Raw genomic sequence first — 18,787 nt, forward strand, 5'->3', positions numbered from 1 at the left:
AGGGCGGAGCTGACTCAGTACGGCACCACACGGAGCTTCTGCTTTCTTATCTTGCGCCTAGTTTCTACAGCCCTCCTGTGCCTCTTTTCAGAAGGCTTCTCAAAAATACGCTTCCTTCCTGGTGTTATACCTTCTCTTGATAAATGTTGCTTCAGCCTACGAAGCGCCTGTTCAACATCTCCATGATGAACCATAAAAACTTGTCCCAAACTATGCCTCCTGTTCAAGATAACACCGGAGATTCTAACATATCAGAGCTAAAAAACACCATCTCACCAAGGGTATTTACTCTCCTCGAACAGATTTAATAAAGTCCTCTGGGGGATAGTACCGCTCATCATGTTTGACTAGGACTCTTTTAGCAAGAAGCAGCCCGCCCTCAAATCGAGCAACAACTACGACATTTATCCCATCCTGCACAAGTGAAGGTAGGATACCCTCATAAAGCACCTCTATTTCGGCTGCACCATCAGAGAGCAAGAATCTCACACCATCTTTTGATTTCTTTATAGCCTTGATTATTCCTCCTACTTTTATTTCCCTGTTTGAAGCAACAACACGCGCAACATCACTTGGCAGATAGAAAAAGGAGATACTCTCACTGAGATTAAATAACATCAACGAAACAACTCCAGAAAAAAGTAGAATGCCTAATGATAAAAACCAAAACCTCTTCCACCGGAGAAGTAGCATGCTATACCCTTTCTATTTGCACTTCTATCAATGGAATCTTTATCCTGCTCGCCAGTGAACCACGCACAATCTTCCTCACTGTCTTCGTGACTGCCCTAAAATCACTATTTTTACCCGTTTTCAAGCTCCTCTCGATCGAAGCCAAGGCATTTTCCTTCCATCCTCCTTCCTCGCTATAACCAAATGAAACAATAGTAGGCCTCTTTAGTGATTTTCCTTTTTTGTTCATCACAAGGATTACCAAAATCATTCCACTTAATTGCAACTTCCTCCTTGTCTTGATAACGTGACTGTCAGGATGTTGTAACCTATCATTATCCACACACCAGAAGCCAACTTCTGTCTGATCGACCTTGCGTGCACCGGACGTGGAAGATATCTCAATTATATCGCCATCCATTGCAATTAAAGCGCTTTCCACACCGCATTCCAGTGCAAATTTCGCATGCTCGTGAAGATGTAGATTTTCTCCATGCACGGGAATAAGAATCTTTGGTTTAAGCAACTGATATAGCTGCTTTAACTCGTCTCTGTATGGATGTCCCGAAACATGCACGGAATGCGTTCTCTCAGTCACAACATTCACACCCACAGCAATAAACCTATTAATCATCTTTGCTATCCTCTTTTCGTTTCCTGGAATCATTTTCGAGGAAAAGATGATAGTGTCATCAGCATTGATGGCGAAACTATTATGCGTACCCTGTGAAAGCCTATTAACGGCAGCCAGCTCATCTCCTTGACATCCCGTTGCAAGAATAATCAGCGACTTTCTACTGCCACTATAGTGAGCCAATCCAATCTCATCTATGTAGTTGAGATCTTTTAAATAGCCAGTCTCTTTTGCAGCAGAAATTACAGAAAGAAGAGATCTCCCTAGAACAACAACCGTCTTTCCGTATTCATTTGCTATCCTTGTCACAGTCTCTATTCTTGCAATGTTCGAAGAAAAAAGCGTCACAACACACGCTCCACTGGCACTGGAAATAACCTCCATCAGTGGCTCCCTCAATGAGGATTCAGAATCGGACCTCCCGTGAGAAAACACATTAGTTGAATCACACACCATTGCCAGAACTCCCTTTTCCGAGAGTTCTTCAAGTCTTTTAAAATCACATGTCTTTCCAACAACGGGATCATCGTCTATTTTCCAATCCCCACTATGAATCACCACTTTATCGGCAGTATGAATTGCAATTGCATTCATTTCGGGTACCGAATGGGTCATGTTAATAAATTCAAGCGTAAAATCTCCCAAATGCAACAACTTCCCCGGCTCCACAACATGAATCGGAAATTGCACCTTATCACGGCCAATTTTTTTTAGCAGGAAATTCGCAGTGAACTGGGTAGTATATACAGGAACAGCCAATCTATCCCACAAATACGGAAGTGCCCCACAGTGGTCTTCGTGAATATGAGTGATAATTATAGCTAAAAGGTCATCCTTGCGCTCTTCGATGAAACTGATATCTGCAACAACGATGTCTATCCCAGGCAATTCCGCGTCAGCAAAACCTGCCCCACAATCGATCATGATCCACCGACCCTTGTATCCATACAAGGTGACATTCATTCCTATTTCACCAGTACCCCCAAGAGGCAAAAATATTAAATTATTATCCGTCATTTATCACCAACAATATCTACTTTCTAACTATACTTGTGTCTTAAGCAAGCATTCCCAGAAAAACCACACCACGAATATTCCCTACAAGCTTTTCAGTGAATGCGATTTGTAACACCCCCTAAGTCCACGGACGCGGAAAACAAAAAACAAGGTAAAGACGCTCGGGTCCACTATGCAGAGGGACTTCTTTGCCACACCAATCCCCGGAATCCACGAATTATAACAAAATCTCTGGAAATTGCACACAATGAAAGCTGCACAAAAAAGGAAGAAGTACAGATTCGGTACTATTTGGAAAAATCATAAAATAATCAGCTAGTCTATATTGCACTAGCACAAACCAAACTTCTTAAAGAATTGCGCTTTGCTGTTATACTTAGCAGACGTAGTCATATTTTCTCACGCGAAGGTTTACATGGAAAAAATAGAGAAAAAAAACAACAGTCTGAAAAAGTTCCATATTAAGACTTATGGCTGCCAGATGAATGTTTACGATTCAGAAATGATTGAAAAAATCGTTAGCGGACTTGGGTTCACACTCTCAGAAAGAGCTGAGGATGCAGACTTAATAATTCTAAATACCTGTAACATTAGGGAAAAAGCAGCTGAGAAACTTTACTCAGAGCTTGGGCAGATAAGACTTCTACAAAAAAAGAAGCAAGAGAGAATTCTCATCGTGGTTGCTGGTTGTGTTGCACAAGCTGAAGGCGAAGAGATAATGCGTAGAGCAGAAAATGTTGACGTAGTTGTTGGTCCACAGAGCATCCACTCGTTGCCTGAACTTATTGCAAAAGTCAACAGACAATCCGGAAAAGCAATAAAAATGGAATTTGACCCTATAGAAAAATTTGACTACTTAGCAGAAGAAACTAGGAAAAGGCGGGTACCTCAGTCATCAGCTTTTCTCTCTATACAAGAGGGTTGTGATAAATTCTGTGCGTTCTGTGTTGTCCCGTACACACGAGGAGCTGAGTATTCCAGATCAACAGAAGAAGTCTACCGCGAGGCATTAAGCCTAACAACCAAAGGCGTTAAAGAGATCACCTTACTTGGACAAAACGTGAATGGCTACCATGGGACATTGGACTCGGGAAATAAGGTACTTAACTTAGGACAACTAATTTCACGCTTAGGTAAGATTCCATCATTAAAGAGAATACGCTACACCACCTCACATCCTGTCGATATGCATAAAGAGCTTTATGATGCACACGCTAATGAAAGTAAGCTTATGCCATTCGTACATCTACCGGTCCAATCCGGATCAGACAAAATCCTAAAACAAATGAACAGGAAATACACCACCGCAGACTATCTCAAAATCATTAACGAGTTCCAGAACGCACGAAGCGATATCGCTTTTTCATCGGATTTTATAGTGGGATTCCCCGGTGAAAGCGACGACGATTTTCAGCAGACACTCGCATTGATAGAACAAGTAAACTACGCACAATGCTATAGCTTTAAATACAGTCCAAGACCTGGTACCCCAGGTGCTACTTATCCACAAATCTCTGAAGAAACAAAAAACACAAGGCTCCAAAAACTACAACAATTGCTCAAGGAAAAACAATTAGAGTTCAACAAAAAAATGATTGGAAAAACCGTTACGGTCCTATTCGACAAAAAGCACCCAGACAAAATCTCTGGAAGGACCGAATATATGCAACAAGTCTTTTCTGATGATAGCAATTTGCTGGATAAAATAGTCACCATGCGGGTAGAAGATGCATCGACATTCACGCTAAAATGCACTGCAGAAGACATCATTTCGACCTAGTGAGCATATCTTATATGGTTCAAATGCGCGCAACAAATCTTCCGCTACAACACTAATCCGCTTGGCAAAATAAATAATACCTTGGTAGAACGTGCATCGAAATGCACGTCGGAATAAGACTTGAAGAATACCAGAGTATTGCACGATATGACTGGCGTCATCCTAGTCTTTCATAGAAATCAGTTGGTAGGTTGTTCTTTCTCTGAGAATCATTTTGGTTGACCAGTATAACTATTCGTATAAGGCTTTTATTTTACTGAATATTTTCCTGGTGCTTACATTGCACTAGTTACTTCTGGAACAAGTCAGTTGTATTTGCCATCAATAGTGATTTCAGTTAGAGTTACACAAGAGGCAGTTTTGGAGAGGTGGCCGAGAGGCTGAAGGCGGCGGTTTGCTAAACCGTTATACGACCAAAAGTCGTATCGAGGGTTCGAATCCCTCCCTCTCCGTGAGTAATTCACTTGTCGTTTATAGTGGACATACAGTAAAGGGTTCCTTTCTGTACACCGTCTTAAAAGGATTTTGCCAACATCTTAACTGGTTCTGCTCCTATATCGGTCCCTCTGCTTTCTATGGATGGGGATTTGATTCAAATCCGCAAAATACTCACCAGAGACATGCTGTAAGAGTGCCAGTGCTATCTCTTCTGTGACAGGTTCACCTATCCACAAAAGAATGCCATCATAAGATGTACCCACTCTTGATAATACAGGAAACACAAAGCTTTCGAGAAAGCATCCCTCTATACCTAAACATTAGAACAATACACAACTCAAGCGTGCAAGAGTGTATCCGTGTGACGGAGCAAAGCTCCATAGTGTTTCACTCTTCTATGAATTGCAAAAATTAGGTGGATCTCATGTAGATAACCTAGTTCCTATATCCGATGTTTTTCTATTCAAGTATTGTGAATATATTCCACTATAGGAAATCAACTCACACAATTATCTGGAATCACTTTTCGTGCAAATAATAAGACTATGCTAAAACGGATAGAAACAAGGCATCTCACAACAAATGAGCATTTCTCAGACAGCTGTAGTATGGTTCCGGAAAGATTTTCGCACTGACGACAATCCAGCGTTATTTGAGGCCACAAAAATTTGTAGTATCCTTCCTGTGTATATAATCGATGAAAACAACTGTAGCATTCGAAAACCCGGAAAAGCTGCTAGAATTTGGATCACAGAAAGTTTAATCGATTTGAACAAATCCCTTGACTATCATTTAAAAATTTATAGCGGTGATACGATAACCATCCTAAAGACTCTATTATCTCGCTACAAAGCAGAAGCGCTATACTGGAACACCACTTATGACCCCAAACAAGACAAATATGATGAACAAATAAAAACAGAGATTCTAAAGTACTACCCGAATATTACCGTTCGGTATTTTAATGCTAGGTTGTTGTGGAACCCATCTGAACTCTGCAAGAAGAACGGAGATACATACAGACTTTTCACAGCATTCAAAAATAAAGTCATGGAAGAACAGTTGGAACCTCGTCTTCCAATCCCCTCTCCTGTAGAAATACGTTACTGCAAAGAAATAAAAATAGCAGAATTAGTTTCAGTTACACCGAGAAACATTATTAAAGAGAAAGACCACCGTTTTGAGCAGGGAATATATAGAAAATGGAAGATAAGCGAAAAGGATGCACACACTTTGTTACGGGACTTTGTTGATAAAAAACTAGAAAATTATCATATCGATCGTGATTATCCGGGAAAAAATGGGACATCGACCCTTTCACCTTACATAAATTTTGGACAAATTTCACCAAACCGAATTTGGTTTGCTCTTGTACGATTTTTACCTCAACCAGTATAATTTCTTACCGAACTACTTTGGAGAGAGTTCGCTTACAGCATTTTAAGCGCAAACCCAGAATTAGATTCTAAAAATTTACAGCGAAAATTCGATTATTTTCCCTGGGAAAATGATAAAGAAAAATTCAAATTATGGTCTCGAGGAGCAACTGGATATCCAATCGTAGATGCTGGCATACGGGAACTTCTAAGCACCGGATACATACACAACCGAGTCCGAATGATTGCTGGATCATTCCTCACAAAAAATCTCTTGATACACTGGAAATATGGAGAAGAATTTTTTTGGGAATATTTAGTAGATGCTGACCCTGCAAGCAACACATTCAACTGGCAGTGGGTTGCAGGCTCTGGTGTAGATTCTGTACCATATTTCCGAATTTTTAGTCCAACCTCGCAGACAAAAAAATTCGACCCCCAACTACGATACATACACAAATGGCTTCCTGAGTACAGAAGTATGTGTTTTACTCCGGTTCACTTAGAAGAAAAACCCCAGACACCAGTTGCGCCAGTAATAAACGAGAAGGAGTCAAGAAATAAAGCTCTAACAGCATTTAGAATTGCAAACACTAGATACAGGAAGAGCTTGTGACATCTACAACGTTTCTAGGGAAAACACGGTATTATACTTCTTTCGTTCTTAAAGAACTTGCACTAGCCAGTCTCAATAACTGACCGAGGCGGCTCTAGAGGCACCGGAAAGGACAACCCTACGCTACCTAAAAACTCAGACAAAGAGACTTCCTTCCCCCCTTGCGTAGAAGCCGGCAGTCTTACTGGGATACTCTCAAGTAGGTCCATACGTTGTCTCACTAAATCAGAAATCCGCACATCGGACGAATCGCCAAACTTAAATGAGAGACCAGCGTCTGTTGCAGATGCATCTACTCGTTGAGCACTAACTTCAAAATAAAAACAGCGACCTGATCCAGTTCGGGATACAATCAATCTGGCTCTACTCTTTTCTTAAATAGACTCGCTTGTAACAACATCAAGAAAAGAAGGATACTTCTCAAGATTTTCTTTATGAAGAGGGCTACTTTAGGAGGGATTGTGTACAACAACTAATGGAATACCTTTTCCTAAGAGTGAAGGTAAAGACTCCCTGCACTCACGAAGTGATCTCAGATCTTCAGCAATTCTTAGAGGACTCGTCTCCCTGGGAGTGTGAACGACACAGAGCACACGGCATTCTGAGAAGGAAGCAACATCAGCCGCAGCCTGAATACCTGCTGCAAGAATCCTATCGGGAGTAGCCAGCCCACTAAAAGCAGGCACACGCCACCATCATCGGAAAGTGTTGCAAGATGGGCACGAAGCTTAGGCAGAAGAGAAAGCACAGCAACAAACCCCCGCAACATTCCCAAAACAACACTACCTCTTGGAAAACTGGAAGCTTTTGCGAGCCTTTTTCCTACCGTACTTCTTTCTCTCAACTATACGAGAATCCCTAACCAACAAGCCTTCCTCTTTCAGGGCGCCCCTAAAACAAGGATTGAAATTTTGAAGAGCCCGACTAAGCCCAAGCCGTAGTGCACCAGCTTGGCCTGAAATCCCACCACCTTTGACAGTCGCAAAAACATCAAACTTTCCTGCAACATCACAAACACGAAGCGGGAGACACACATCCTGGCAAAGATACTGGTGTCGCAGATAGGACGCAAGGTTAGACCCCCCGTTTATACGGAAGCTCCCCGTACCAGCCTTCACCCAAACCCTGGCAACAGACGTCTTCCTGCGTCCTGTGCCGTATGCACGGCCTTGCCTATCGACAACCGGCACTCTCTTAACCTGAGATTCGCTACCAAGCATAATCACCTTCTATTTTTTCTATTTAATGATGCAAACTCCACAATACTCGGCTTCTGAGCCTCATGCCTGTGCTCAGGACCAGCGTAAACATAAAGGTTCTTAAGCCTTCTGCGTGCCATCGGACCATCATCCAGCATCCTCTTAACAGCAAGCTTGACAACCTCACAAGGTTTCTTCCCCCTAAGTATTTTAGCTGGGGTTGTACTTTTAATACCACCAGGATATCCCGTATGCCTATAGTACACCTTATCGGACATCTTGGAACCAGAAAATTTGACCTTGGAGGCATTCACAACTATCACATTATCCCCACAATCCATGTGTGGAGTATATGTGGGCTTAGTTTTACCACGCAAGATAGTGGAAACAAAGGCAGCAAGCCTCCCAACAACAGCATCCGTCGCATCTACAACGATCCACTGCTTCTCTATTTGCGCTTGCTTCAAAAAAAACGTACTCATAGGGGTGATTCTAATATCACGTACAATGCCAGTCAACTAGCAGCTTGCATGCCATCCTCATACTCATTTTTTTCGCTGAACTCTGCCCTTTCGTCAAGTAGAGAGTCTAACAACCCCGGGAGAAAGGCCTTCTCATCGCTTCTACTTAATTCCGTGGAATCGTTGCTAAAAGTTGCTGAATAGGTGCGCAAAGAGGCAAAAACTTCATCTGGAATAAGCGAATTAACAGCATTGTCAAGGTAGTTAAGTGTACTAAAACTCTTAGCATTTTTTAACCATATGGGGAGGTAATACCCAGGCTCTCTTGAACTATTTCCTATCTCATCCCCGTTCAGTGCGTAGTAGAAAATATTGAGCACGGCAAATAACAAATAGCAATACGCAATCCCCCGAAGTACGCCAAAAACCCCGCCCAAAACCCTATCTGCAGGACCTAATCTTACTGGCGAAATAAGATACAGAATCCAGCTATTGACAAGACTCAGAATAACAAAACTAGTGATAAAGACGGACACCCCTGAAAGCGGAACAACAATCGGTCCAGGTTTGACATCAAACAACTCGAGAAAGATATCAGCATTATGGTAAGTAACCATTACAGAGATGACGACAACAGCAGCACTAAATACTTCTTTGATTGCACCCCTAAGTACACCGACAAGAATCGTAAGAAGGAATGTAAATAGCAATACTAAATCGAACATTCAGGACATTTTACGCTTCCTTTGGCCCAGGAAGATACAGGAAAATAGTAAAAAAGATGTAGCATACACGACCCACTTTGGCATCTGTTGCTGGGATATCATAATTCGAATAATCTTCATAGAGGTATCGAACTTTGCACACTGACTCGTCGCACCATAATCGACTGATAAAATGTTCAACACGCAGTCTCCATCATACGCTGCTACTATTCCACAAGAACGAAGCTGTTGACCTACTGTGCCAGCAGTACTGTTCTGTATTGTGATCTTTCTTATTTCCGGATTGCCAAAAAAACTTCGTTCCTGCAGCACGACTCTGAGCCTTTTAGAGTCATTAAATCTTTCCAAGACATGCTTATCCATTTCAAGGGGCAGGTATTCCCGTGTAACAAGATTGATGAAAATTGAAGGTGCTAAAAAAGCAACTCCTATCAGGAAAAGCAGTACTGACTCGTAAAACTTACTCCTAATAAGGAAGTAACCCTGTGACCCCGCTGTTACACATATTATTCCCAGTATAGAGAAAACAACAACCTGAAACAAATCTAGAGGACTCGAAAGATTGAATCCCAAGATCTGAGGATCCAGAACAAACAAGAAGGGAAGTAACATGGTTCTAATGTTGTATAAAAACGCCTGCACTCCCGTCATGATTGCGTTACCACCCGCTATAGCTGCAGCTGCATACGAAGCTAAACCAACCGGGGGTGTAACATCAGCCATGAGACCAAAATAGAAAACAAACAAGTGAACGGAAAATAGTGGAAGTACTATCCCACTCTTATCTGTCACATGCATTAATGCAGGGACCATCAGAGTTGAAACAATGATATAGCATGCTGTGGTAGGCATTCCCATTCCTAGGATTATACACATGACTGCTGTAAGGAACAGGGTTAATAGAAGGTTTCCGTTAGATACAATGTCGAGAACACCACCAATTTTCAAACCTATGCCTGTCAAAGAAACCGAACCAACAATGATTCCTGCTGCTGCAGTTGCAACGGCTACTACTGTCATGTTCTTTGAACTCATTATCATTGCATTAACACAGTTAATGAAACCGCCACGCACTGCTAAGTAAAACCCTTGCTTACGCTCAAGAGCATTTAGAACGACTTCTTTTGTAAGCAGCTCAAAAAATAGAAAAAGTATCGTCCAGTAAGCAGAGAGCGCTGGAGACATTCGTTCCACAAGAAGACACCACACCAAAATAATTAAGGGCAAAAAGTGATGTAAGCCCGTTTTCAGCTTGAAGGCCACGCTGGATTTATCAACATCCGTCGCTTTGCTCAGTGTGTGCTGGTACCACAGGAGCAAAATATATACTAACCCACATAATCCCCCCATAACGGGCATAACATGCGAACCAGTGATTCTCTTCAACCCCGAGAACTGTAAAAATCCCTCCATAAGGAGATAGATACCTGAAATAAGAACTGCCGTGGATGCACAAATAAGCAGCAAACGCCAAATCATGTCAGAAAACTTCATATTCTTGGCATCCGAAACGATTTGAGGTGCGATACCAAGCTTACAGGCTTCAACGTGGACTATATATAGAAGCGCTATATACGTTAAAATTGCCGGTAGAAAAGCATGCTTTACAACTTCGATATAAGGAATTGAAAGATACTCTGCCATTAAAAACGCAGCAGCTCCCATTACCGGAGGCATAATCTGACCATTTATTCCAGCAGAAACTTCGACAGCAGCAGCTTTTTCAGCGCTGAAGCCCATTTTTTTCATCATAGGAATGGTCAATGAACCAACAGTAATAGTATTCGCAATTGAAGAACCGGAAATCATTCCCATAAGTCCAGAGGAAACTACAGCAGCCTTTGCAGGTCCGCCCCTAAACCTGTTTAAAAGTAGAAACGAAAGTTCGATAAAGAAATTCCCTGTACCTGTTTTTTCCAATAGACCCCCAAAAAGAACATATAAGAAGACAAAGTCTGCAGATACGGAAATAGCTGTCCCAAAAACACCCTCGGTAGAAAACCACTGCTGTGAAGCAATCGCTGAGAACATGTAGTTCTTATGAGCAATAACATCTGGCATAACTTCACCAAATCTGGAGTAAAAAAGAAACACCAACACAACAGCTACAACCGCAAAGCCTACTGTCCTACGTGCAGCCTCAAGGAGAACGCACATCCCACACGCAGCAATCAGCAGATCAACTATTGTCGGAATACCAAGTCTCAACGCAATTTGCTCGTAAAAGATTACTAGATACAAGCATGCGCATACACCTAGAAGACTCAGTATCCAGTCCGCAACAGGAATATATCTTTTCTCCGAGGTTGAAAAGGCTGGAAACATCGACAAAGCCAAGAAAAGTCCAAATGCAAGATGTATAGCACGCACTTGAAAATCATTGAAAATGAATACAGTCGACCCAACATAATTCGCCAGATAAAACTGCAGAGGAGATGCGACCCAAAGCTGAAAAAACGCCCAAGCCAGTGCCACACCAGAAATAACCATGTACAACAATGTACCCTTAGGCGGGCGAGAACCGAGCTCAGACTCGGTCAGATGTTCATAATCTTCCCTTCGAACCATAAAACAACTCTACAAGAAAAAGAGAAGCTGCACACTTATATGGATGCAGCATAATTTGCGGAAGCAAACTCCCAATTAAGCAACTGACCTAAAAATGCTGCTACATAATCGGGCCTACGATTCTGATAATCTAGGTAATAAGCATGCTCCCACACATCAATCACGAGCAATGGAGACAAGCCCTCCACAGTTAATGGTGTTTCAGCATTGGACGTTTTGAGAATCGCAAGCTTGTTTTTGAACTTATCAAAAACTACCCACGCCCATCCGCTACCAAATTGACTTATAGCAGCAAGACCAAGCTGCTCCTTTAGTATGTCAAGACTGCCAAAATCCCGTATCACCTGTTTCATAAAAGCATCGTCTGGTTGAGGTCTATACGATGGAGAGCACATGGAATTCCAGTAAAATGAGTGATTCCAAACTTGTGCAGCATTGTTAAAAATTCCCTCACAACCTTCTCTTCCATAACTTTTTCGTATGATATCAACTAACCCGTACCCATGACTGAACTCACTTTTGACCAACAACTCATTTAGCTTATTCACATAACCCGAATGATGCTTGTCATAATGAAAGCTCAAAGTCTTCTCGGAGATGAGTGGCTCCAGGGCATCTTTGTGATAAGGCAGACTCGGCAGTATAACTGTCATTGCAGATATCATCAATCAACAAAGCAGGATACTACCACTTCGAAACATATTTTGCAAAACTTAGCACAATGTGCGATGAAGTAGATGATCCGAGTCTGTGGCAGTTTTTAAGTTTGTAAATCCACAGTACATCAGTTTGGATAGGCTGATTTTTCGCATGTAAACATTTGAATGACAACTCATGAATGTCATATCCGTTGACTCATCAGGAGAGTTTAATTTTTCTGTAGCGGTCCTCAGAGATGGCGAAATAACGTCCTCTAAGGCAATTGAAGGTAGGTTTTCCGAACACTTTTTCCCCTTCCTTTTTTCTCTAGAAAGGAAAATTTTCGATGAAACTGATTTGTTCGCTGTAAATACGGGACCGGGAAGCTATACTGGCATTAGGGCAGCGATAGCTGCTCTCCAAGGACTGTCGGTTTTCTCGAATAAGAAGCTTATAGGTCTCGATACCTTCTCCGTTATGCTCGACAAATTCAAGAAAAACAATAGTGAGAAAACGAAAAACTTGGACACAATTGCAATAGCATTGCGTGGATATAACGACTCATTTTGTTATCTTAAGGAGTTCAAAAGAAATTTTGAGGAACATGCAAAGATTGCCAGAATAGACCGGAAAGAATTAGGAAAGATTTGCTCAGATATTTTACTGACCAATGTCCCTGATTGTGGACATATTTGCAAGGTCTCTGCAGAAGATTTGGCTCTACTAGCACTTCAACAGAAAGATTTCAAAAATGAATCTCAACCTGTTGTCCCACTGTACATATAACCAAGATCACAAATTTCTATGTTTGTCTCCAAATCAACACAAGTCGCTATTGCCTCTTTAACTGTTTTCGCGATTTTCTTCGGTGCAGGAAATCTCATATATCCAACTTTTGTTGGCCTGGAAACAAAAAGTAACTTCGCATATGGCTTTCTTGGATTTGCATCCACAGGAATTTTCTTACCATTATTGGCGCTGATAAGCATGATCAAGGCTGGATGCAATATGGATAAATTTTTCTCCTTGGCAGGAAAGCAAGTTGGCACAATATTAGTGATGCTAATACTGCTATTAATGGGACCACTCGGTGGAATCCCTAGGTGCATCATAGTTTCTTTCGACGCACTCACAGTTATGAGCAGTAGCATCCGTTTTCTCCATTTTAATTTATTTTTCGGCGTGCTGACATTTCTGCTTGTCCTACGCGATAGTGAAGTTGTTCAGATCGTTGGTAAGTGGCTCACACCTGCATTGATAATGGGAATACTAGTGATAGTAATTGCTGGGATATCATCAAATCAGGCAATGTCCGACGCTACACTTTCTCGATTTCCTTCGTTTACATTTGCAGTCTTCGAGGGTTATCAAACGATGGACGCGTGTGCAGCAATTTTTTTCGCAAAAATCATACTGGATTACTTTAAGAAGGAAGCGCCAGAAGGTAATGCTTTGAACTACTCTTTACTTTCTTCGATACTCGGCTTTTTCCTTTTGGGAATTGTATATGCAGCGCTGCTTTTCTTGGGCGCAAAGTACGCAACTAATCTCGACGAAATACCAAAAGCAAGCTTATTCAACTCTCTAACATCTCTGGTTGCAGGCAAAGCATCATCAGTGGTGGTGGCATTTACTGTCTTTTTTGCTTGTCTTACCACCGTGATTGCATTGGTACAATTAATATCAAAATGGCTCACAGAGCGCACTGGCATTGACCTTAGACTATCTGTTTGTGGCACTGTCATTTGTAGCATGATTTCCGCTTCGTTTGGATTTCAGGCTTTAACCACTTTTCTGGTGGGTATCTTGAGCTTACTTTATCCTGCCCTTATTGTACTCATCTTATGCAATTTAGCTTCTAGCAGTTCGCAGTACGTGCGCAAGTATTCTCCAGTGATCTTCTGGCTCACAGCAGCGGTTAGTGCGTATGTAAGTATAGGGGTATAAAGCCACCAAAAAGGTTAAAAATATTAAAGACAGCCTTGATATTACTCTGAAAGAGATATTATCATGATTCTCGCCGGTGGTTTCAAAAATGGGTAACCTTTAGTACACCAAGAGGCAAGCTGCTTCTGTGTTGTGGTGAGGGGATCTTTGTCGTTTTATCCGCAACTTTATTTGGTAGGTAAGTATATATGGGAAATATCCTTCCGTGGCTAATAGCAACTCTGTTCTTCATGTACCAGTACATACTTCGCGTTCTGCCAAACATAATAGTCGATGATGTAATGACGAGGTTTGATATTTCGTCTGCCACCCTGGGACAGGTAAATGGGCTCTACTATGTAGCATATACTTTACTCCACATACCAGTGGGAATGATGCTGGACCGCGTTGGTGCAAGAACGGTGATTTTTGTTGGTGCTTTGTTAGTAGTTATCGGAATGCTGCCCCTAGTTTATACCTCGTCTATAGAGCTCTTGATCGTGGGGAAGCTCGTTCTGGGTGGAGCGTCTTCAATTGGCATACTTGGCCTGCTGAAAGTGATCAGGGATCTTTTCACACAAGAGAATTTCTCCTTCGTCTTGGGAGTCTCAGTATCTGCTGCATTAGTGGGAGCAATGTATGCTGGACAGCCGTTGAATTATTGCATACAAACATTTGGATGGTATAACGCATTTTCTGTGCTTTTGGGTGCAGGTCTTGCTATTGCAGCTTCTGCCTACATTTTTATTCCTACAAAAGAAAAGCAAACCAGTGTAAATACAGCTACAAAAGCGCTGTCAGAGCTTTTTTCGTTTAAGAGGTGGTTAGTTATTTCACTGATAGGTGGGTTGATGATAGGTCCTATGGAAGGTTTTGCGGATAATTGGGCAACCAAGTTCTTTGCTGTAGTTTATCCTAGCATTGCACCTTCGATGGCGGCTTTTCTACCATCGTTGATACTGTTAGGGTTGGCAGTTGGATCGCCGATTATTGGGCTGATAGTTGCACGTTTCAACAACTATTATTCGATCCTCACCTTCTGCGGATGTGTGATGTTATTAGGTTTCCAATTGTTATTCTATGCCCAATTATCACTCAACTTATTATCCGCCGTGCTGTTCACAGTAGGTGTAGCTTGCTGCTACCAAACATTAATAATACAGCTTGCTTCTTGCATGGTACCAAAAAATTGTGCAGGAACTGCCGCAGCATGTGCCAATATGATAATGATGGCTTTTGGGTATTTCTTTCACTCAACAATAAGCATCGTGATTGGAGGTAGCGTAGCGGATCCTGACAGAATTATAGCAGGACTTTCAGTTATCACGTATTGCCTAGCAATTGCGGTTCTAGCATTACCACTCTTCTGGAGGCTTTGCGTAAAGAATAAAAGTCCTCTCTCAACATAAAAGGGCAGCTCAACGGCTGTCGTACAGGCACATCTCTGTTTCTGGATACATGGGTTTGAGATCCATTTTTCTTGCGGTTTCGAAGATTGCAAGAAGAATTTCCTGTCGAGTTGAAGAGAACTCCGTCCAAACCCTCGCTTTTGTGTATGCAATCAACCTAATTCCGACCACTCCACTTCCTATCTTACTCACATTAAAAGTTGCCTTAAATTGTTGATTGAGCAGTTCATTGTTCTCAAGAAACAAATTCATTTCCTTTGTAAATTGCGGAATCATTTCACTCTCACGAAATTCAAATTTCAGGACTTCATCGATACGTCTTGCAAGAACTTCACTCTCATTTTGAATAACGATTGTTGAGAAAATCGCATTTGGAATATACATGGGTTTTTTTTCAAGGGTAATGACTCGAGTAAAACGCCAAGTGATCTTGTCAACTACCCCCATGATATTTCTGTCGCTCGAATAAATAAGATCTCCGACTTTAAATGGCCGATCCAAAAGAATTGTTATAAATCCAAAAAAACTTGAAAATAAATCCTTTGAAGCCAAACCAATAACAACACCACCTATACCACCAACAGCCAAAATCCCACTAATATTGACGTTTAGTTTGTCCAGTATCATTAAGCCTACCACCAACAGCAGTGCACTTTTTGTGACTGTTGTAAGAACACCAATCACAAAAGAATAATTCTCTTCCTTTAGTGCACAATGATTCTCAACAGTTTTGATTATTCGAATAAATACCCAACCAATACATCCAATAAGCACAACTTCTAGCGTCATGCATAAAGCCCAGAATTTCTCGTAAATGGTGCTACTCTTAAGAGAGAGCAAAAAACCACCTACAATCATCGCAATGAGTAGAGGATATCTAACATTTTTAAGAAGGCGGAAAAAAATATGCTGTTCCGAGCTTGATTGAATTTTCGAACGGATCAAAAAATCACAAAGTAAAATTACCAACACCACCCCTAAGGCAATAAAAATACCACCATATGTCTCAACAAAATTGCCCATCAATCCAATATACCCAATAAACGATGCTTCTCCCATATTGACACCCTCCCTCTACGTGTAATACTATCACCACTGGGTTGTGTAAGGCTACAGCATGTGCGTTACTGCTTACTCTTCCCGTTGTTTTTGGGGGTGTAGCTCAGTTGGTTAGAGTGCTGGTCTGTCACGCCGGAGGTCGCGAGTTCGAGTCTCGTCATCCCCGCCATCTTGGGGACACTAATTTCGTAGGTTTGTTTAGGACGCTTTTCCTCGAAACAAGGTGTAACAAAGAAAAAACAGTGATAATGGCATGAACGAGTTAGGTGCCTGCTTGCGCTGTGTGATGCGTTCACCCGTGCGTGGTTTTATTTGTTAATCTATGCCTGATCTTCCTATCAAGAAAGACCTTTTGTACGCATACCGAATTATCGGCTATCTTGGTATGGATGATCTCACCTATACTCACATCACTGTCCGCCCAGAGAATGCAGATTTCTTTTACATAGCAAAGTTTGGCGTTCTTTTTAATCAGGTCACTTTCGGTGATTTAGTCAAAGTCAGTTTGAACGGCGAAATTCTCGATGGAGAAGAGGTCGTATACAATAAAACAGCCTACACAATACATGGCTCCATATATAACAGCCGTAGTGACGTGAATGCGGTATACCATTTGCACACACAGGCAAGTATTGCGGTCTCCGTTATGGAGTGTGGACTCTTACCACTTTCCCAGTTTGCGATGCCCTTTTTTGAGAACATCTCCTATTACAAATATGACTCTCTTGCTTTGGATAAAGCGACTCAAGGAGCGGATCTAGTGAATAGCCTAGGTTCTTACAAAGCAATGCTGATGCGTTCACATGGTTTGCTAACATGCGGTAGTAACCTACAAGAGGCTCTTTTCTATACCAGATTTCTAGAGCAAGCTTGTAGAACGCAAGTTGCAATTCTTTCCACAAAACAGAAATACATACTTCCAGGACCGGATGTATGTAGAAAGGCAAGGCAGGATATGCTTACATTTGAGGAGAGATTAGGCGAACGCGATTGGAAAGCTCTCTCGAAGTTATTTGAAAAAGGATCTGACCCATTGAGTCTATGTCTGCAGTCCTAGGATTTTCAAGGAAATTTCCGGTAAAGATAGTACGAGCCAAAGGTATATATCTTTTCGACTCCAATGGAAAACAGTATTGTGACTTCACAAGTGGTATTGCGACCGTTAACTTTGGGCATTGCAATGAGTACATAAACAAAAAAATCAGTGAACAAATTCATACGTTGTGGCACTGTTCGAATCTTTTTTCGAGTGAAATCCAAGAACAAACTGCCACAAAACTAGTTAATTCAACAAATTTTGGAGACAAAGTTTTCTTTTGCTCGTCTGGTCTAGAAGCAATAGAAGCGGCAGTCAAATTCATAAAACGGTACTTTTATGAATGTGGTGACACAGCCAGAACCGAAATACTAACACTGAAAAATGGTTTTCACGGAAGGAGCGCCGCTGGTATTTCAGCTGGTGGCACGGAGGAAGCACGCCGTGGATTTGCACCTTTAGTAAAGGGATTTACACAGATAGAAGCAAATAACGTAGATAAACTGAAAGCAAAGGTGAGTCATAACACAGCAGCAGTCGTGCTCGAACTTATACAGTCCGAAGGTGGAATCTACGAAATAACAAATGATTACCTAGAAAATTTACAAATACTAAGGGAGAAATTCGGATTTCTCTTATGTTTCGATGAAATACAAACAGGCTTCGGAAGGATTGGACAGCTTTTTCACTATGAAAATCTCGGCGTAGAACCGGATTTACTCACGTGCGCGAAGGGAATGGGTAACGGATTTCCAGTAGGTGGGTGTATAGTGAGCAAAGATATTGCCTCTGTACTTCCACTAGGTGCTCACGGGGGAACCTACTCGGGAAACGCACTTGCCATGGCCGCTGTCGATGCAACTTTGGATCTACTAAACAAAGAATTTCTGCATAACGTAACAAAGATGTCAGAATATCTGTCAAGCTCTTTAAAAGAGATTGCAGCACTCCTTCCGGACCAGATTACAGATATTAGAGGTAGAGGCTTGCTTATGGGAGTAGAGATAGCTCAAAATGTAGATACATGGGATCTGCTGCTGAAATGCCTAAAATCTGGGCTGGCGCTAAATCGCACATCAAAAAAACAGGTTCTAAGGATTCTACCCCCATTGATTGTAGAGAAAAGTAATATAGACTTCGCGGTCGAAGTGCTTTACAAGCACCTGAAAAGTTAGGAGACTGAACCAACAGCTGCAGCTTACTGGCTAACCTCGATCTTCTCTATTTTATTG

The 18,787-nt window shown here is 41.7% G+C and carries 18 protein-coding genes, 2 tRNA genes and 1 pseudogene; 10 read left to right on the forward strand and 11 right to left on the reverse strand.

The window, feature by feature from the left end:
* Positions 1–14: 14 nt before the first annotated feature.
* From rpsU to NSE_RS03380, 3 genes are all read right to left on the reverse strand, one after another.
* Positions 15–209, reverse strand: a complete 195-nt coding sequence (gene rpsU, locus NSE_RS03370) for a 30S ribosomal protein S21 (RefSeq protein ID WP_011452203.1) — start codon at positions 207–209, stop codon at positions 15–17.
* Between the two features lie 76 nt (positions 210–285).
* Positions 286–693, reverse strand: a complete 408-nt coding sequence (locus tag NSE_RS03375; protein ID WP_011452204.1) for a cytochrome c maturation protein CcmE — start codon at positions 691–693, stop codon at positions 286–288.
* A gap of 1 nt (position 694) precedes the next feature.
* Complete coding sequence (locus tag NSE_RS03380; protein ID WP_011452205.1) at positions 695–2,323, reverse strand: ribonuclease J; 1,629 nt, start codon at positions 2,321–2,323, stop codon at positions 695–697.
* A 445-nt stretch (positions 2,324–2,768) separates the two neighbouring features.
* On the opposite strand from NSE_RS03380, the gene miaB reads away from it, so the two are divergent.
* From miaB to NSE_RS04000, 4 genes and pseudogenes are all read left to right on the forward strand, one after another.
* Positions 2,769–4,103 carry a tRNA (N6-isopentenyl adenosine(37)-C2)-methylthiotransferase MiaB gene (gene miaB / locus NSE_RS03390; RefSeq protein ID WP_041917583.1) on the forward strand — a complete coding sequence of 445 codons (1,335 nt, stop codon included), beginning with the start codon at positions 2,769–2,771 and terminating at the stop codon, positions 4,101–4,103.
* A gap of 362 nt (positions 4,104–4,465) precedes the next feature.
* Positions 4,466–4,555 (forward strand) — tRNA-Ser (locus tag NSE_RS03395).
* A gap of 568 nt (positions 4,556–5,123) precedes the next feature.
* Positions 5,124–5,939 carry a deoxyribodipyrimidine photo-lyase gene (locus NSE_RS03995; protein ID WP_049821612.1) on the forward strand — a complete coding sequence of 272 codons (816 nt, stop codon included), beginning with the start codon at positions 5,124–5,126 and terminating at the stop codon, positions 5,937–5,939.
* A gap of 12 nt (positions 5,940–5,951) precedes the next feature.
* A pseudogene (locus NSE_RS04000) lies at positions 5,952–6,533 on the forward strand (FAD-binding domain-containing protein); the annotation flags it as partial.
* A gap of 62 nt (positions 6,534–6,595) precedes the next feature.
* Here the strand turns inward: NSE_RS04000 and NSE_RS04140 are convergent.
* From NSE_RS04140 to NSE_RS03430, 7 genes are all read right to left on the reverse strand, one after another.
* The gene (locus NSE_RS04140) at positions 6,596–6,889 is read right to left on the reverse strand and encodes a hypothetical protein (protein ID WP_011452211.1); all 294 of its coding nucleotides are present in this window, start codon (positions 6,887–6,889) and stop codon (positions 6,596–6,598) included.
* Positions 6,890–6,982: 93 nt separating this feature from the next.
* Entirely contained in the window at positions 6,983–7,219 is a 237-nt protein-coding gene (locus tag NSE_RS03405) for a hypothetical protein (protein ID WP_011452212.1), read from the reverse strand.
* A 96-nt stretch (positions 7,220–7,315) separates the two neighbouring features.
* Positions 7,316–7,753, reverse strand: a complete 438-nt coding sequence (rpsI, locus tag NSE_RS03410; protein WP_011452213.1) for a 30S ribosomal protein S9 — start codon at positions 7,751–7,753, stop codon at positions 7,316–7,318.
* Positions 7,754–7,755: 2 nt separating this feature from the next.
* Complete coding sequence (gene rplM, locus NSE_RS03415; protein ID WP_011452214.1) at positions 7,756–8,214, reverse strand: 50S ribosomal protein L13; 459 nt, start codon at positions 8,212–8,214, stop codon at positions 7,756–7,758.
* A gap of 32 nt (positions 8,215–8,246) precedes the next feature.
* On the reverse strand, positions 8,247–8,918 hold the full coding sequence (locus tag NSE_RS03420) for a CvpA family protein (protein ID WP_011452215.1): 672 nt from the start codon (positions 8,916–8,918) through the stop codon (positions 8,247–8,249).
* Entirely contained in the window at positions 8,919–11,486 is a 2,568-nt protein-coding gene (locus NSE_RS03425; RefSeq protein WP_011452216.1) for a TRAP transporter permease, read from the reverse strand.
* Between the two features lie 35 nt (positions 11,487–11,521).
* Positions 11,522–12,139 (reverse strand): superoxide dismutase, encoded by a 618-nt coding sequence (locus NSE_RS03430; protein ID WP_011452217.1) that lies wholly within the window; start codon positions 12,137–12,139, stop codon positions 11,522–11,524.
* A gap of 181 nt (positions 12,140–12,320) precedes the next feature.
* Between NSE_RS03430 and tsaB the strand changes: the two genes are divergently transcribed.
* From tsaB to NSE_RS03445, 3 genes are all read left to right on the forward strand, one after another.
* Positions 12,321–12,911, forward strand: a complete 591-nt coding sequence (tsaB, locus tag NSE_RS03435) for a tRNA (adenosine(37)-N6)-threonylcarbamoyltransferase complex dimerization subunit type 1 TsaB (protein ID WP_011452218.1) — start codon at positions 12,321–12,323, stop codon at positions 12,909–12,911.
* 18 nt (positions 12,912–12,929) lie between these two features.
* Positions 12,930–14,072, forward strand: coding sequence for a branched-chain amino acid transport system II carrier protein (locus NSE_RS03440; RefSeq protein ID WP_011452219.1), 1,143 nt, complete (start codon positions 12,930–12,932; stop codon positions 14,070–14,072).
* A gap of 188 nt (positions 14,073–14,260) precedes the next feature.
* Positions 14,261–15,460: an MFS transporter gene (locus tag NSE_RS03445; RefSeq protein ID WP_011452220.1), complete on the forward strand. Its 1,200-nt coding sequence runs from the start codon at positions 14,261–14,263 to the stop codon at positions 15,458–15,460.
* Positions 15,461–15,469: 9 nt separating this feature from the next.
* On the opposite strand, the gene NSE_RS03450 is transcribed toward NSE_RS03445, so the two are convergent.
* Positions 15,470–16,519: a mechanosensitive ion channel family protein gene (locus tag NSE_RS03450; protein ID WP_227028945.1), complete on the reverse strand. Its 1,050-nt coding sequence runs from the start codon at positions 16,517–16,519 to the stop codon at positions 15,470–15,472.
* A gap of 92 nt (positions 16,520–16,611) precedes the next feature.
* Here NSE_RS03450 and NSE_RS03455 point away from each other — a divergent pair.
* The 3 genes from NSE_RS03455 (at position 16,612) to NSE_RS03465 (ending at position 18,730) form a co-directional block, all read left to right on the forward strand.
* Positions 16,612–16,688, forward strand: a tRNA-Asp gene (locus NSE_RS03455).
* 153 nt (positions 16,689–16,841) lie between these two features.
* On the forward strand, positions 16,842–17,576 hold the full coding sequence (locus tag NSE_RS03460; protein WP_011452222.1) for a class II aldolase/adducin family protein: 735 nt from the start codon (positions 16,842–16,844) through the stop codon (positions 17,574–17,576).
* Complete coding sequence (locus NSE_RS03465; RefSeq protein ID WP_011452223.1) at positions 17,561–18,730, forward strand: aspartate aminotransferase family protein; 1,170 nt, start codon at positions 17,561–17,563, stop codon at positions 18,728–18,730. The genes NSE_RS03460 and NSE_RS03465 overlap by 16 nt, the downstream gene beginning before the upstream one ends.
* Positions 18,731–18,787: the final 57 nt, after the last annotated feature.

The organism is Neorickettsia sennetsu str. Miyayama (assembly GCF_000013165.1).
GTDB lineage: Bacteria > Pseudomonadota > Alphaproteobacteria > Rickettsiales > Anaplasmataceae > Neorickettsia > Neorickettsia sennetsu.